12 protein-coding genes are annotated in these 15,090 nt (G+C 47.7%); 6 read left to right on the top strand and 6 right to left on the bottom strand.

Annotation, left to right across the window (positions count from 1 at the left end; genetic code table 11):
* Nucleotide 1 precedes the first annotated feature (1 nt).
* Nucleotides 2-2,413: an outer membrane beta-barrel family protein gene (locus DN748_RS12065; RefSeq protein WP_112372082.1), complete on the bottom strand. Its 2,412-nt coding sequence runs from the start codon at nucleotides 2,411-2,413 to the stop codon at nucleotides 2-4.
* A gap of 406 nt (nucleotides 2,414-2,819) precedes the next feature.
* Between DN748_RS12065 and DN748_RS12060 the strand changes: the two genes are divergently transcribed.
* The 4 genes from DN748_RS12060 (at nucleotide 2,820) to DN748_RS12045 (ending at nucleotide 5,402) form a co-directional block, all read left to right on the top strand.
* Nucleotides 2,820-3,152: a hypothetical protein gene (locus tag DN748_RS12060; protein ID WP_112372081.1), complete on the top strand. Its 333-nt coding sequence runs from the start codon at nucleotides 2,820-2,822 to the stop codon at nucleotides 3,150-3,152.
* 118 nt (nucleotides 3,153-3,270) lie between these two features.
* Nucleotides 3,271-3,747: a hypothetical protein gene (locus tag DN748_RS12055; RefSeq protein WP_236636849.1), complete on the top strand. Its 477-nt coding sequence runs from the start codon at nucleotides 3,271-3,273 to the stop codon at nucleotides 3,745-3,747.
* A gap of 36 nt (nucleotides 3,748-3,783) precedes the next feature.
* Complete coding sequence (locus tag DN748_RS12050; RefSeq protein ID WP_112372080.1) at nucleotides 3,784-4,983, top strand: alanine dehydrogenase; 1,200 nt, start codon at nucleotides 3,784-3,786, stop codon at nucleotides 4,981-4,983.
* 44 nt (nucleotides 4,984-5,027) lie between these two features.
* The gene (locus DN748_RS12045; RefSeq protein ID WP_112372079.1) at nucleotides 5,028-5,402 is read left to right on the top strand and encodes a hypothetical protein; all 375 of its coding nucleotides are present in this window, start codon (nucleotides 5,028-5,030) and stop codon (nucleotides 5,400-5,402) included.
* 30 nt (nucleotides 5,403-5,432) lie between these two features.
* On the opposite strand, the gene DN748_RS12040 is transcribed toward DN748_RS12045, so the two are convergent.
* The 3 genes from DN748_RS12040 to aroC all read right to left on the bottom strand — a co-directional run bounded on the left by DN748_RS12040 (nucleotide 5,433) and on the right by aroC (nucleotide 9,157).
* Complete coding sequence (locus DN748_RS12040; RefSeq protein ID WP_112372078.1) at nucleotides 5,433-6,413, bottom strand: YpdA family putative bacillithiol disulfide reductase; 981 nt, start codon at nucleotides 6,411-6,413, stop codon at nucleotides 5,433-5,435.
* A gap of 35 nt (nucleotides 6,414-6,448) precedes the next feature.
* Nucleotides 6,449-7,990, bottom strand: coding sequence for a dicarboxylate/amino acid:cation symporter (locus DN748_RS12035; RefSeq protein WP_112372077.1), 1,542 nt, complete (start codon nucleotides 7,988-7,990; stop codon nucleotides 6,449-6,451).
* A 102-nt stretch (nucleotides 7,991-8,092) separates the two neighbouring features.
* Entirely contained in the window at nucleotides 8,093-9,157 is a 1,065-nt protein-coding gene (aroC, locus tag DN748_RS12030; RefSeq protein ID WP_112372076.1) for a chorismate synthase, read from the bottom strand.
* 235 nt (nucleotides 9,158-9,392) lie between these two features.
* Here aroC and DN748_RS12025 point away from each other — a divergent pair, with 235 nt between their 5' ends.
* Together DN748_RS12025 and DN748_RS19000 are read left to right on the top strand one after the other, a co-directional pair.
* The gene (locus DN748_RS12025; protein WP_112372075.1) at nucleotides 9,393-10,229 is read left to right on the top strand and encodes a UDP-2,3-diacylglucosamine diphosphatase; all 837 of its coding nucleotides are present in this window, start codon (nucleotides 9,393-9,395) and stop codon (nucleotides 10,227-10,229) included.
* A gap of 317 nt (nucleotides 10,230-10,546) precedes the next feature.
* Nucleotides 10,547-10,828 (top strand): RNA polymerase sigma factor, encoded by a 282-nt coding sequence (locus DN748_RS19000; protein WP_146746606.1) that lies wholly within the window; start codon nucleotides 10,547-10,549, stop codon nucleotides 10,826-10,828.
* Nucleotides 10,829-10,848: 20 nt separating this feature from the next.
* Here the strand turns inward: DN748_RS19000 and DN748_RS12020 are convergent, their stop codons facing one another.
* Together DN748_RS12020 and DN748_RS12015 are read right to left on the bottom strand one after the other, a co-directional pair.
* Nucleotides 10,849-13,809 (bottom strand): DNA polymerase III subunit alpha, encoded by a 2,961-nt coding sequence (locus tag DN748_RS12020; protein ID WP_112372074.1) that lies wholly within the window; start codon nucleotides 13,807-13,809, stop codon nucleotides 10,849-10,851.
* Complete coding sequence (locus tag DN748_RS12015; protein WP_112372073.1) at nucleotides 13,809-15,023, bottom strand: DNA polymerase Y family protein; 1,215 nt, start codon at nucleotides 15,021-15,023, stop codon at nucleotides 13,809-13,811. Before DN748_RS12015 ends, DN748_RS12020 begins: the two co-directional genes overlap by 1 nt.
* Nucleotides 15,024-15,090 lie beyond the last annotated feature (67 nt).

The raw sequence follows: 15,090 nt of genomic DNA, 5'->3' as shown, positions 1-15,090 counted from the left end.
ACTACCCGCCCAGTCTTTCCTGCTCGTCGGGGGTGGTGTTCCTGTTGTTGTCTTTCAGGCGGTAATTCCCGAAATTATATTTCAGGCCCAGGATAAGTTTCCGGGTTTCCGGGCGGGCTATATAACCGTTATCCTGGTCGGCATACTCAGAACGATACCAGATATTGGAGGTGTTAAAAATGTCTTCAAGACTCAGCGATGCCACCAGCCTGTTTTTCCACATCGTCCTGGTAACTCCCAGTCCCGCAGAAAACTGGTTCTTACTTTTCAGCGAACCCGAAACCATTCCCGAAAGGTAATTCAGGGTCAGCTCCATATTCGTTGCCCCGTCTTCATCCAGGCGGAACTGGTTATACACCTGCCCGTAAAATGCGGTTACATTGACATTGTGCAGCCGGTCTGTGGCTATGGCATTAAAACGGCTCTCCATATAGAAGGCAGAGGTATAAGCATAACTATACCACCAGTCGAAAACATTCCCGTAATAAGAAAAATCAAAACTGTACTGGAATTCCCGGTCTATGTTGTACCGGGAGGTATAGATCACACGTTCCGCATTATCCTGGTACGGCAGTCCGCGAAGTGCCCCGGAGGCCCCGGAATAATACAGGGAAAACACATATTGCCGTTTGTAGGTATAATCCAGGGCGAGCTTATGTTCTATGGCCCTGGTGAGTGCCGGGTTCCCGGCCTCGTATTGCCGTTCGTTGAGATAATAGCGATAAGGATTCAGGTCTCCGTATGACGGACGGTTCAGGCTCCGCTTGTAATTGAGATCAAACGCGTGATGCTCTCCGGGGGTGTATCGCAGGCTTACCGAAGGAAACAGTTCAAAATACCCCCGGGTATTGACCTCCCCGAGAACCACAGACCGGGCATTGACATCGGTATATTCCCCTCTTACCCCCAGTACGGTGGATATATCCTCACCCCATTCCCGTGTGTGATTCACATAGCCCGCATATATGTTCTCATAATAATTAAAGCGGTCGTCCGGGGTATTTTCAGGAACTCCTCCTCCCGAAAAATCAGCTCTGCTCCTGCTCTGTATGGAGGAATATTTTACCCCTGTTTCCAGGACCGATGAAGCAGAAGGAAGGGAAATATCGACTTGTTGCGTAAAAATATTATTTCGCTGACGGGCAAGAAAGTCAAATGCGCTGTTGCTGTCGTGCTGCCCGGTTTCGTCAAAATAGGAGGTCCGGAGCTGCTGAAACTGCCTGTCGTCGTGATAAATATAATTGGAAAGGGTTTTTAATACGGCATCCCGGTCGTTAAGACGATAGGTATACTCGAGTGAAAACGAAAGATTGGACCGGTCGTTGTCAAGATCACTGTCTGTGAGAAAATAGGGGCCCGGAGTACCGCCGGCCTCGAATATCTCCGTGACCGCATTATTGCGGTAATCCGTTCCCGGGGAGTGTTGTATATTGGCAGAAATACTCAGGGAGTTTTTTTTATTCAGTGTAAGGTCTGCAATACTGTGAAAATTATGGACATAAGAATGAGTCACCCGGTGAAAGTCCGTTTCCAGGCGTCCGGAGGGCATTTCGCCATCGGCAAAGAAATTGATGTAATCCAGGTCGTGCTTGTACTCCTTCGACGGGGCAAAGTTGTAACCGGCAAAAAGATCCAGCACCTTACTCTTAAAATAATGCTCGGTCCCCAGGTTGAATTTCGGGAAAACGGCCTGGGTCCATCCCGCATTGATCCCTCCCTTATAACCTGCAACAATATTTTTTGAGGTCACTATGTTCAGTACCATTCCGCTATCGGCATCATAACTGGCCTGGGGCGATGTGATAACCTCCACCGAACGGATATGGGTTCCCGGATAATTTTCGAGAAAAGCTTTCAGCTCCTCTCCGCCGAGGTAAACCTTTTTTCCGTTGACATATACATCCGCCGCGGTATTCCGTATTCTTATCTCCCCGTTTATGACCAGCACTCCCGGGGTATTTCTCAGAATATCAAACGAATTTCGCGAAGATAACACCGTATGCTCCACATTAAATACCAGCTTTCCCGCCTGCCGCTGTACCAAAGGCTGTCGCCCGGTAACAGTGACCTCTTCCAGGGATTCCGTATTCTCCTCAAGGATCACTTTCCCCACCGGCGTATCCCCGGAAACCCGGAGATCAGCTACATAGTCGGCATATCCCAGGGAAGAAACTTTTAATAAATAAACACCTCTCCTTACTCCTTCAAGTATAAAATCACCGTTTTCATCTGAAGAACTTCCAGCTACCACCGCGGAATCCGAAGTCTGCAGCAGAAGTATGTTTACGAAGGAAAGCGCAGCACCGCCGGTTTCCGTTACTCTTCCTCTCACCTCGTATTCCTGCGACAGTATCACTCCCGGAAAAAGTATAAGACCCCATGAACAGATTCGTAACGTTTTTTGGATCAGCATAAGTAATGGTCCTTTTAGAGCCTTTCAAAAATATGCTTTTTATCGGCAAAAACAAACATTTTATCCGCCTCGTCTCCACAGAACGGGTGATCAGGTTAATGAGTTTGCAGGCTATATTCAGGCTTCCATTCGATATTTTTTACAAAAGCTAAGATAAAAGTTCTAAACTACATAGCCTGAGTTATTAATCAGTCCGAATAAAAAAAACAGCAAAGAAAGACAATACTTACATTGGATAATGAATGAATTTGTGTATTATTGCAGTAAATTCCCTTTTACATAAAAAACGGCAATCTTCATTATTTTTTCGACAAAAAGTAATAAAGTTACGACGAAAGTACCAAACGATAATATTTATTTTTTTGATACGTTTGCTTAGACTAAATAACCAAAAAGCATAACGATCATGAAATCATTTAAATTTTATCATTATTTTCTGTCCGTAGCCCTTGCCCTTGTAGTATCTGTAAGTGCAACATTTTTAATCGACAAGTTCCAGAAGCCGCCCAAACACGGCTTTGCATTTATCGACAAGTTCCAGAAGCCGCCCAAGCACGGATTTGCATTTATTGACAAGTTCCAGAAACCGCCAAAGCACGGATTTGCATTTATTGACAAGTTCCAGAAACCGCCAAAGCACGGCTTCGCATTTATCGACAAGTTCCAGAAGCCACCAAAGCACGGCTTTGCATTTATCGACAAGTTCCAGAAACCGCCAAAGCACGGTGTCATAGCCTGATTACAGGGCGGTTAGATGCCTGTAAATAATTAGGCAAAAGATTTGTTTATAAGAAGTCTTTTTGCTTTCTTCGTATCCCTTGTCATTCACGAGCATGAAGAAAGTAAAGACAAAGCAAATGCGGAGATCATTGTTGTTCGGAAGTTTTATAGCTTTTCTGATTGCAATATCTCCGTATCTTTTTTACCTCTATGAGAATTTCCCGGAGAGTAAAACCTGGGAGACGTCCCTCTTTACACTGGAAGTTACGAACTACCCGGATGTATATAGCGCCGCCTGGTATTTTGTGAGCAAATTCATTCCCCTTTACCTCCTTCTTCTATGGTTCTTTACCTGCCGGCACTGGTGGTACCACATCATACTCATTCCCATCGCCATGTATGCCTTTCAGCTTTTTCACGTGATCAATGACGATGTGGAATATATCGATGAAACAGAGATCTATTACCTGATCCCGATCATGTTTGTGATCATCCCCATAGTCTATATCATCCGCGTAAAACTGTTTGACAAACTGGTTCACGGTATCGATATGAAAAAACTGGATCAGGAACTGGAAGAACTCGATATGGAAGAGGAGCATTTCTCCAAATAATTGTTAACTTAACCGGTATTTTGTAGTAAACGTATTATGAATGTAGCCTCGTCACCTTTTACCAAGCAACAGCTATTGCCCCAGGAAGAAATGCTGGAGGTGCTGAAACAGAAAGGCGATCTGTTTATCGGTATTCCCAGGGAGGTCGCTTACCAGGAAAAAAGAGTATGTCTCACACCCGATGCCGTCAGTGCACTTACGGCACACGGTCACAGGATACTGATAGAGTCAAAAGCAGGAGAAGGTGCCAACTTCACCGATATCGAATACAGTAATGCCGGTGCGGAAATAACCAGCGACACCAAAAAGGTATATTCCTGCCCCATTGTACTTAAAGTGGAACCTCCGTCCCCGGATGAACTGGAACTGATCAATCCGCAAACCATCCTGATCTCCGCACTCCAGATAAAGACACAGGACAAAAGTTACTTTGAACAGCTCGCCAAGAAAAGGATCACCGCTATTGCTTTCGAATATATACGCGATGAGGACGGCAACTATCCGGCGGTGAGATCGCTCAGTGAAATTGCCGGTACGGCTTCGGTACTGATAGCCTCCGAACTCATGACGAACGCCAACAATGGCAACGGCCTCATGTTCGGTAATATAAGCGGGGTTCCTCCCGTAGAAGTCGTTATCCTCGGGGCCGGGACCGTAGGTGAGTTTGCCGCACGGTCTGCACTGGGGCTGGGGGCCGGCGTTAAGATCTTTGACAATTCCATCACCCGTCTCCGCCGTATTCAAACCAGCCTGGGCCGCCCGATGTTTACTTCTACACTTCAACCCAAAAGCCTTCTCAAGGCACTCAGACGCTGTGATGTGGTTATCGGCGCCGTAAGAGGGAATAACAGGGCCCCGGTAGTCGTATCGGAAACTATGGTGGAAAACATGAAGAAAGGATCGGTTATCATAGACGTCAGTATAGACATGGGAGGATGTTTCGAAACCAGCGAGGTCACCACCCACGACAAGCCCATCTTCGAAAAACACGGGGTCATACATTATTGTGTTCCCAATATTCCCGCACGGTATTCCAGAACCGCATCGGTATCCATCAGCAACATATTTACCCCCTATCTTCTCAAGATCGGTGATGAGGGCGGACTGGAAAATTCGCTCCGTTTTGATCGTGGTTTGAGAAACGGATTGTATTTTTACCACGGAATATTGACTAATAAGACTGTCGCCGAATGGTTTAACCTTTCCTATAGCGACATTAACCTGCTGATATTCTGAATACAAACTGTTTTTATATAAACCATTGATCCAAATATTTTCGAATGGGTTTACTGAAGCGAATAGGGTTCTATCTTCTGGGACTTTCCATCGGGCTGGTTATTGTGGCCTTTTTTTTAAAGGAAAAGGGAACTTCTTTCTGTTACGGCCCCAACTGCCGGGTTTTAAAGGATATCAGGAACAAACAGATCACCTACCGGGAAGAGGCACTGAAGGCCATCTCGGAATACTCCCTCGATACCACCGGAATCGCAAAGGCCGTATTTACCGATGGGGATGTCATCTTTTCGGAAAGCGATACCAAACGGGATTCCTGTAAAACCTATGCCATAGACGCTACATTAAATTCGAAGAAAGTAACCGTTTCGGTAGAGAATTGTGACAGTATCGCAAAAGTTTATGATTTTAAACTCCGGTAGGTTATCTTTTCCCACCGCAGTATATATCTATCATTCCGTTTTCTCTCTTTTCTTTTCTACAATATCCGCCATAATAAGTTTGGCGTGTATCCTCGAGTTCTCTATAAACCAGAGATGGGTATCCATGCCGCCGCATACCACACCGGCAAGGTATAAACCGTCGATATTGGTCTCCATGGTCTGCGGATCGTATTCCGGGTAAAGCCGTCCTTCTTCGGAAAGGTGCACCCCCGCTTTACGGAGAAAATCAAAATCAGGCATATACCCCGTAAGGGCAAGGACAAAATCGTTGGGCAATACCACTTCCCCTTCGGGCGTATTTACACGTACTTCCTCCGGTCGGACCTCAGTGATATTGCTGTTGAAATAAGCTTTTATGGCACCCTCCGCTATTCTGTTCTCTATATCAGGCCTCACCCAGTACTTCACCCTTCGTCCTATTTCACTTTTCCTCACCACCATGGTCACCTCTCCCCCCTTGCGATAGATTTCGAGGGCGGCATCTACCGAAGAATTGCTCGCACCGACCACGATAACCCGCTGCCCGGCATAGTAATGAGGGTCTTTATAGTAATGGGCTACCTTGGGAAGGTCTTCTCCCGGAACTCCCATGCGGTTCGGGATATCGTAAAAACCCGTGGCCATGATGACATGATGGGCCCTGTAAACCTCTTTCGGGGAGGTTACGGTAAACATATTGTCTTCTTTCCTGATGTCCGAAACAATCTCAAACAACCTGATATCAAGATCGTTGGACGTTACTATCCGCCGGTAATATTCAAGGGCCTCCGCTCTTTGCGGCTTGCTTTTGATACTTATAAAGGGGATGTCATCGATCTCCAGTTTTTCCGATGTGGAAAAAAAGGTCATGTTAAGAGGATAATTGTACAGTGAATTGGCAATACATCCTTTTTCCAGAACGATATAACGCAGTCCCTTTTTCTTGGCTTCCAGGGCACAGGCTATACCTATGGGACCACCTCCCACGATTAAAACATCATACTCCATCATATACAATTTCTTTTTACTACAGGTCATGCTCCATATCAATCCTCATCACGTAAAGGCTCTCCCAGTTTCCCCACCGATTTTGCCACTACCGTAGCTACCGTGGCATCGCCGGATACATTGATAGCAGTCCTGCACATATCCAGGATACGGTCTACCGACAGGATCAATGCGATTCCGAGGGGCAGTTTTTCAGGCGGGAAATTGATAGACTGCAACACAATGATGAGCATCACCACACCCACCCCGGGAACGCCTGCGGTACCTATCGAAGCCAGCAAAGCCGTGAAAATAATGGTCAGCTGGTCTGCAAAGGTGATATCGAAATGAAGGGCCTCACAGATAAAAATGGTCGCTACTGCCTGGTACAGGCTGGTCCCGTCCATATTGATCGTGGCCCCTATGGGAAGCACAAAACTGCTTACCTCCTCATCCACCCCGATATAATCCCTTACCCTTTCCATATTTACGGGAAGCGTGGCCGCACTGGAACTGGTGGAAAATGCCAGCAATTGTACCGGACTGATCTGCTTCAGGAACCACAACGGGTTTTTTCTTGCATAGACCGCCACCAGGGTCATATAAACCACAACCATCAGCGTTAATCCCAGAATTACCGTAAAAGAATATTTCAAAAGGGCGAGGAGCACTTCGACATCATTGGTCCCGACCACCACATTGGCCAGAAGTGCAAAAACAGCTATGGGTGCGATCTTGATGATCAGGTCTACCATTTTGAGGATCGCATCATTGAGGCTGTCAAAGAATTTTTTCAGGGGTTTTGCCTTTTTATCCCCGATAAGCAGCATACATACTCCCAGCATTATGGTAAAAAAGATCACCTGCAGCATCTGGTTGTTATCTCCCATCGCGCCGATAACATTGTCCGGAACAATATCCACGATAAATTCCATCAGGTTCTTGGTCTGTGTCTGGCTGTCACTGATCTTTTGGCTTACCATATCGGCCTGTCCCGCATCACTGGTAAGCCTTTCAATGGTCTCCTCCGAGATCCCCGATCCCGGCTGTATCATATTGGCTACCCCGAGACCTATGGTTATGGCAAAAACCGTAGTCATGATATACAGCAGCATGGTACGTATCCCTATGCTGGAAAGCTTGGAAATATCCTTGAGATCGGCAATACCCTTTATCAGGGAAGCAATGATCAACGGAATGGCAATAAGCTTCAGCAGGTTGATAAAAAGTTCTCCCAAAGGATATACCCACTTCTCGATAAAGGTCTTGCCCCACGGGTCTACAGGCAATTCCCTCAGGGCTTCACGGGCAGCAGAGATCCTTTCTTCGTTCTTTTCCACCTGCTGCCTGAGCTGTTCTTTCTCAACCAGGTAATTCATCGCTCCGGCCTGTCCCTGTGCAAAACGTTCGTCAAGGGTTTCCAGCTGTTCCGCCAGCTCCTGGTTTTCTGCCGTTATCTCTGTCAGGGTCCTGTTGTAACCGGCCGCCCTGTTTTTGATTTCAGCATCAGGCTTACCTACGTTGGCCATGACCAATCCGAACACGACTCCCAGCACCATACCGATGACGATCTGCCAGTGCAATGCTATTTTTATCTTCATACCAGACTTGTTTTTAATTTAAAGGAGTGAGGCTTCCGGAACTCTGTATCCCGTCGCTCCGTACACCATACCGGAAAACCGGGTGCACAGCTGATCTTCAGATCACAATTTTGCATTTCTGTTTATCAGGTAATGATCGGCCAGTACAAGAGCCGCCATAGCCTCTACAATAGGTACGGCACGGGGTACCACACAGGGGTCGTGCCTTCCCTTTCCCTGCATTTCCACCGTATTTCCGTCGCGGTCTATGGTAGGCTGCGACTGCATGATCGTAGCCACAGGCTTAAAAGCTACCCTGAAATAGATATCCATCCCGTTACTGATACCGCCCTGTATACCTCCGGAAAGATTGGTTTTGGTACTCCCGTCGGGGTTGTACAGGTCATTGTGTGCACTGCCCTTCATCTTCGCCCCGCAAAATCCGCTGCCGTATTCGAATCCCTTTACCGCATTGATAGATAACATCGCTTTACCAAGATCTGCGTGGAGCTTGTCAAAAACAGGTTCCCCGAGACCTATAGGCACATTCCGTATGACACAGGTCACTGTTCCGCCTACGGTATCGCCCTGTTTTCTTATCTCCTTTATATATTCCTCCATTCGGGCGGCCACTTTGCTGTCCGGGCACCGTACGGGGTTGTCTTCCCTCCCGGAAAGATCCAGTTCCTGGTATGGTTTTTCCAGAAAAATATCCCCTACCGAAGACACATAGGCCTCTATGCTGATATCCCGGAGCAACTGCCGGGCTATCGCACCGCCAACTACCCGGCAGGCCGTTTCCCTTGCGGAACTTCTGCCACCGCCCCGGTAATCCCGGAAACCGTATTTCCGGTCGTACACATAATCGGCATGACTGGGCCGGTAGCTGTCTTTTATATGGGAGTAGTCATGAGATTTCTGATTGGTGTTCTCTATGACAAAACCGATGGGAACCCCCGTGGTCTTTCCTTCGAAAACCCCGGAAAGTATGCGGAACTCATCGGGTTCCTTTCGCTGTGTCACAATAGCCGACTGTCCGGGTTTTCTGCGGTCCAGTTCGTATTGTATCTTACCGGTATCGAGTTCCAGCCCGGCGGGACAACCGTCGATAACGCCACCGAGGGCAGTTCCGTGCGATTCTCCGAATGTAGTGAGCCTGAATAACGTTCCAAAGGAATTTCCTGCCATGAAAGTTGATTTGCGACAAATGTAAATGTTAATCGTTAATTATTCAAGATTTAAACTGATTTTGCTTGCCACGGGCGGCGCATCATTACGGAAGCCCTTATCCCCAAGGTTCCCCTGCCCGACGCTGTTACGGGCATGTACATCACACTATATTAACGATATACTCATGTTTTATTAATTGGATATTAATACTCAAATAACATAAAACACTTTCTTTTACACAAAAGAACAGGTGTTGAAGAAACGAAAAGTAGAAATTGTTGTGATCTCAGATGTGCACCTCGGTACATACGGGTGCCATGCCGGGGAATTATTGTCTTATCTGAACAGTATAAACCCTGAAAAACTTATCCTCAACGGAGACATCATAGACATCTGGCAATTCAGAAAACGCTATTTTCCCAAAAGTCACCTCCAGGTCATCAAAAAGATCATCGACCTCTCCACCAAAGGTACCCAGGTATTCTATATTACCGGAAACCACGATGAAATGCTTCGCAGGTTCAGCGATGTTTCCATGGGGAATATAGCCATCCTGGATAAACTCTGCATCACCCTCGACGACAAGAAGGCCTGGTTTTTTCACGGCGATGTTTTTGATGCTTCCATACAACATACCAAGTGGATCGCCAAACTGGGAGGGTGGGGATACGATTTCCTGATCGTTATAAACAGGATGATAAACTGGGGGCTTACCAAGATGGGAAAAGAAAAATATTCGCTCTCCAAAAAAATTAAGAACAGCGTCAAGAAGGCCGTTAAATACATCAATGACTTCGAAAAGGTCGCCGCCGACCTGGCCATAGAAAACGGTTATAAATACGTGGTATGCGGCCATATCCACCAACCCAAAATGATCCGGAAAGTCAACCGGCACGGCACCTGTCTTTATCTCAATTCGGGAGACTGGGTCGAAAACCTTACCGCTCTCGAATACCATAAGAAACACTGGGAGTTGTACAGCTACAACGAAGACAAACTCAGTCCGTTCTATATCGATGAAAACCTCAAATCAATGAGCTATAAAGACCTGCTCGCCGCAATCACGGTTACCGGAAAGAAATACCCCTGAACGTATATCGCCATGTCATTAAATGGGCTTGAAGCACGAAGTTCGAACTTCGCAGACCGACAGAATGCTGTTCAACCGTTCCTATATCTTCACGAAAAAAGTTATCAACAATACAAACGACACACAATAAAATGATAATGAGATGATTAAAATAAAATATATAATTTAACCTGAATTTCACTTAATAACTTTCAGGGGTAAATCCTGGAAAAAAACCGGTTTTCATATCCTATACATACAGGAGGGGGAAGTATTTGCACGATATCGATATCAAAGGTACCCTCTCCGGATAATTCTGAACAGCAAACCAAAAGGATATGAAAAATCGAGAAACCGGTAGCGAATTATTATCTGCATTAAAGAATGACGATGTCGATGCTTATGAGCTTATCTGCAAAAAATACTATCCAAAATTATATACTGCGGTATTATCAATGGTCAAAGACAGGGAAATTACAGACAAGATCATAACACAGATCTTCGTCAAACTCTGGGATACGAGAAAGGAAATAACCTGCACCTGCCCGGAAGAAGCCCTGTCCGGGCTCTATGCCGATCACACCTATCCTTATCTGAAGGAGCGGGTTTTAAAAAAGTGAAAGCGACCTGTTTTCCCTACCTATTCCACAAACCTCGGGTCTGTCACATATGCTTCCCGCTGCATCTTTACGATCTCAATGCTGTAGAACCCGAATTCGTTGACCACCTTGCCGTACATTCTGTAGACGCCCTTTCCCTTAAACCTGTTCTTTCGAGCTACGGGTGGAAACACCACGATATCAAATACTTCCCCGCATTGGTCGGTAAACGTACCGAAAAACATTTCCTCCCCTTTACGGGTCCGGGTTTTCTTTACGGCTACGAGATAACCGTAGATATCGATATACTTCCCTTCGCTGTATTCAAGGTCCTGGGCGCCTTTATGGCTCTTCGGGGGTTCCTTCAGTAATTCAAAAGGGCTGCACAGCGGAAATCCCAGGAGTTCTATCTGCTCAAATGCCGCTTCCAGCCTGGTGGTTTGCAATGCCGGAATGACAAAGTCTTTCTGCCGGGAGGCAAACATGCGGCACTGGTCTTCCTCTCCGGGCACCACCCCTCTCCCGAGGTGGGCCTGCCACAATAACTCGTATTTATCGGTGCCCGTAAACCGGAAAGCTCCTATGCGTATAAGAATACTCAATTGTTCCATACTTATAATCACCCGTTCCATAAAATCGGCAAGTGAAGCAAATTCCCCGTTCCGGTCACGCTCTTCCAGAAGCCTCCGGCATATCTTGTCTTCCAGGTCTTTGAGGTATCCGAACCCGAGATAGATATCTTTCCCGCAGATCCTGCTTTCCATACGGCTCCGGTTTATACAGGGAATATGAATTTGCGCACCCAGCATCTCCGCCTCGTGAATATAGGTCTCCAGGCGGTAAAATCCGCCGCCGTTATTGAGTACGGCCACCATAAATTCCAGGGGATAGTATGCTCTCAGGAACAGGCTCTGGTAACTTTCTACGGCATAGGAAGCAGAATGCCCTTTAGCAAAGGCATACCCGGCAAAACTCTCGATCTGTTTCCACACCTCAAATATGACCTTATCGTCGTACCCCCTGTCCCGGCAGTTGGCAACAAACCTGTCCTCCACTTCCTTAAACTCGTCCCTCGAACGGAATTTCCCGCTCATTCCCCGCCGCAAAACATCCGCTTCGGCCAGCGTCAGTCCCGCAAAATGGTGGGCGACCTTGATCACATCTTCCTGGTATACCATAACTCCGTAGGTTTCAGGCATGATCTCCAGCAGTACCGGGTGTGCCTGTTTTACCCGTTCCGGGTCCTGGTGCCGAAGGATGTATTCCCGCATCATCCCGCTTTTGGCCACTCCCGGGCGTATAATGGAACTGGCGGCTACCAGCCCGATATAATGGGCCACCTTCAACTTTTTGAGTAGCATTCTCATGGCCGGGGATTCTACATAAAAACACCCCATACACTGTGCACTTTCAAGCATGGCCTTTATTTTAAGATCATTTTTAAAACGATGGATATCGTGTATGTCCGGTACCGGTTCCCCGGGGCGGTTATACCGGATGATCTCTATGGTTTCCCGTATTTTTCCCAGCCCCCGCTGCCCCAGGATATCAAATTTGTACAGCCCCACATCTTCTGCGATATGCATGTCAAACTGCACCGTAGGATAGTTTTTAGGGGGCAAAAAGGTAGCTGAAAAAGTGTTCAGCGGGTATTCACTGATAATGATCCCGCTCGAATGTACGCTGAGATGACTGGGCATTCCTTCGATGAGTTTCCCGTATTTCAGCACCAGGCGGGAAGGTTCATCGAGCTCATACGGCTGAAGATCCCCTTCGCTCAAACGGTCGATATCCCCCTTGGGCAGCCCGAATACCTTTCCCAGCTCACGTACCGTTCCTTTATAATTAAAGGTTACATAAGCCCCCATGAGTGCCACATGAGGGAATCTTTCAAAAATATAACGGGTCACATCGTCCCGGTTACGCCAGGAAAAATCGATATCAAAATCCGGGGGGCTGCTGCGGAACAGGTTGATAAAACGTTCAAAATACAGGTCCAGTTCCAGGGGGTCTACATCGGTAATCCCCAGCAGGTAGGCCACAATGCTGTTGGCACCGCTCCCCCGCCCTACGTGAAAATATCCCTGCTGCCTGGCGTATTCCACGATATCGTAATTGATCAGGAAATAGGAAACAAAATCCTTCTTTCTGATCAGGTCCAGTTCCTTCTGCAACCGCTCCATCGCCATGTGCTGCTGTTCCGGGTAGCGATAGGCAATCCCTTTTACACAGAGCCCGGCCAGGAGTTCTTCGTCTTCTTCCCTGCTCCCGGTATAGGTTTGCTGGTTATTGCCCGGTTTTCCCTCCGAAAAATCAAAAGAGACCCGGCATGCTTCCATCAACCGGACCGTATTTTCCAGGATACGGGGATATTGCCCGAAGGCCCTGTACAGGTTTTCCGAAGGATACATCTTTTCGTCTTCCGGGGCTGTTTCCCCGGGTGGAAGCTTGCTCAACACGGTATTATGATCTATGGCCCGCAGCAGCCGGTGTGCATTGTAATCCCTTTTGTTCCGGAAAGTGACCGGCTGCAATACCACCAGCTTGTCCTGCATTTCCCCGAATACGGTAAAGGGGAGCCTGCGAAGGTCATGGACAGACACCCCTACATATTCGTTTTCCTTCAGGGAGGTAAACCCGTGCCGTACCGCTTTTTCCAGCGGATAGATCACATAGGTCTCCGGGAGTTCCGGGGCCCGAGGGGGGATGTCTCTGTTATGGTGCAGGTACTCCGACAACAGTGTGTTTATGGCGGTATACCCCGTATTGTTCCTGGCCAGGGCCACAAACTGCTGCACGGTTCCCTTGCGGAAGTCTACTCCCACTATGGGGGCTATGCCCGCTTCTTCCGCCTTACGGATAAAATTGAGGCAGGCCGAGGTATTGTTAATATCGGTAAGTGCCAGCCGGGCCACATGGTTTTCCCTGGCGAGATCCAGGAGTTCTGTCTCGGAAAAGGTTCCGAAACGCAGGCTGTAATAGGTGTGACAATTCAGGTACATTATTGTTTTCTATGCGCTAAAATGATCGGTGGTTGTCCGTTAAAGGGATTGGTCATTCTCCCTATGGTCTTCACGCCCAGGGCCGAAGCCCGGGTAACACTGCGGTCGCCATACCGCAGGCGGATCTTGTCCATTGCCTCATAGAGACGGATGGTTTCTTCGGTATCTTCAAAAAGATCGATCTGGTAATTCCCGTGTACCAGGTGGCTGAACTTTACCCCTATAAGCCGTATCAGCATTCTGCGGTCGTACAGCCGGTAAAACAGGTCTGTCACCCTGGGAATAAGCACATGATCGGCACTGGTATAAGGTATTTTCAGCTGTTTCGAGTACGTCTGAAAATCGGAATAGCGGATCGTCACGCTCACACAGGCCGTGAGTTTCCCGCCCCGGCGCAGTTGAAACGCAAGGTTTTCCGTCATGGCTGCCAGTATCGTACGAAGTCTTTGTACATCTATGGTATCGCGGTCGAAGGTGCGCTCGGTAGAAATGGATTTGCGCTCCGAAAAGGGAATTACCGGGGTCATGTCTATACCATTGGCACGATCGCGGATGGTGAGCCCGTTTCGCCCCAGTACGCGGTACAGTACTTCCCCGGGCATTTCCTGCAGGTTACTCATCCGCCTGATCCCCAGGTTTCTCAGGGTAAGGTAGGTACTGTCTCCTATCATGGGAAGTTTCCGTACAGACAAGGGGGCCAGGAAGGTTTTCTCCCTTCCGGGATCTATCAGTCTCTGGTTATTGGGTTTGGCTTCATTGGTAGCCACCTTGGAAACCACCTTGTTCACGGAAAGCCCGAAAGATATGGGCAGCCCCGTTTCCCGGATGATCCTCCGGCGGAGTTCGGAGGCATAGCGATACGTGCCGAAAAAACGGTCCATCCCCGAAAGGTCGGCGTAAAACTCATCTATGCTCGCCTTTTCGAAGAGCGGTACGTTTTCCCTGATGATACGGGTCACTGTTTCGGAATACCGGGTATAAACAGAAGCATCGCCCTTAATAACGATAGCTTCTTTACACAGTTCCCGGGCCATTTTCATGGGCATGCCGCTGTGCACACCACAGGTACGCGCCTCATAGCTGCACGCAGCGACCACCCCGCGGTCACTGAGCCCCCCTACCAGTATAGGCCGGCCCTGCAGCCTGCTGTCCAGCAATCGCTCTACCGATACAAAAAAGGTATCCAGGTCCAGGTGTAAAATAGTACGGTTCACTTTCCGGGATTTTTTCCAAAAATATGGAATTTTTCCAATAAAAAGGAAATAGTCCTGTTTTTTTATG

Origin of the sequence: Sinomicrobium soli (assembly GCF_003285545.1) — a bacterium.
Lineage (GTDB): Bacteria > Bacteroidota > Bacteroidia > Flavobacteriales > Flavobacteriaceae > Sinomicrobium.
The sequence above is the reverse complement of the archived record's forward strand: the minus strand, read 5'-3'. Positions and strand labels throughout refer to the sequence as shown.

Coding starts and splice junctions, on each gene's coding strand:
- aroC (WP_112372076.1), bottom strand. CDS start 9,157: ATGGCAGGAAATTCCTTTGGAACGTTATTCAGGCTCACTACATTCGGA.
- DN748_RS12060 (WP_112372081.1), top strand. CDS start 2,820: ATGAAATCATTTAAATTTTATCATTATTTTCTGTCCGTAGCCCTTGCC.
- DN748_RS19000 (WP_146746606.1), top strand. CDS start 10,547: ATGAAAAATCGAGAAACCGGTAGCGAATTATTATCTGCATTAAAGAAT.
- DN748_RS12050 (WP_112372080.1), top strand. CDS start 3,784: ATGAATGTAGCCTCGTCACCTTTTACCAAGCAACAGCTATTGCCCCAG.
- DN748_RS12040 (WP_112372078.1), bottom strand. CDS start 6,413: ATGATGGAGTATGATGTTTTAATCGTGGGAGGTGGTCCCATAGGTATA.
- DN748_RS12065 (WP_112372082.1), bottom strand. CDS start 2,413: ATGCTGATCCAAAAAACGTTACGAATCTGTTCATGGGGTCTTATACTT.
- DN748_RS12035 (WP_112372077.1), bottom strand. CDS start 7,990: ATGAAGATAAAAATAGCATTGCACTGGCAGATCGTCATCGGTATGGTG.
- DN748_RS12045 (WP_112372079.1), top strand. CDS start 5,028: ATGGGTTTACTGAAGCGAATAGGGTTCTATCTTCTGGGACTTTCCATC.
- DN748_RS12020 (WP_112372074.1), bottom strand. CDS start 13,809: ATGTACCTGAATTGTCACACCTATTACAGCCTGCGTTTCGGAACCTTT.
- DN748_RS12055 (WP_236636849.1), top strand. CDS start 3,271: ATGCGGAGATCATTGTTGTTCGGAAGTTTTATAGCTTTTCTGATTGCA.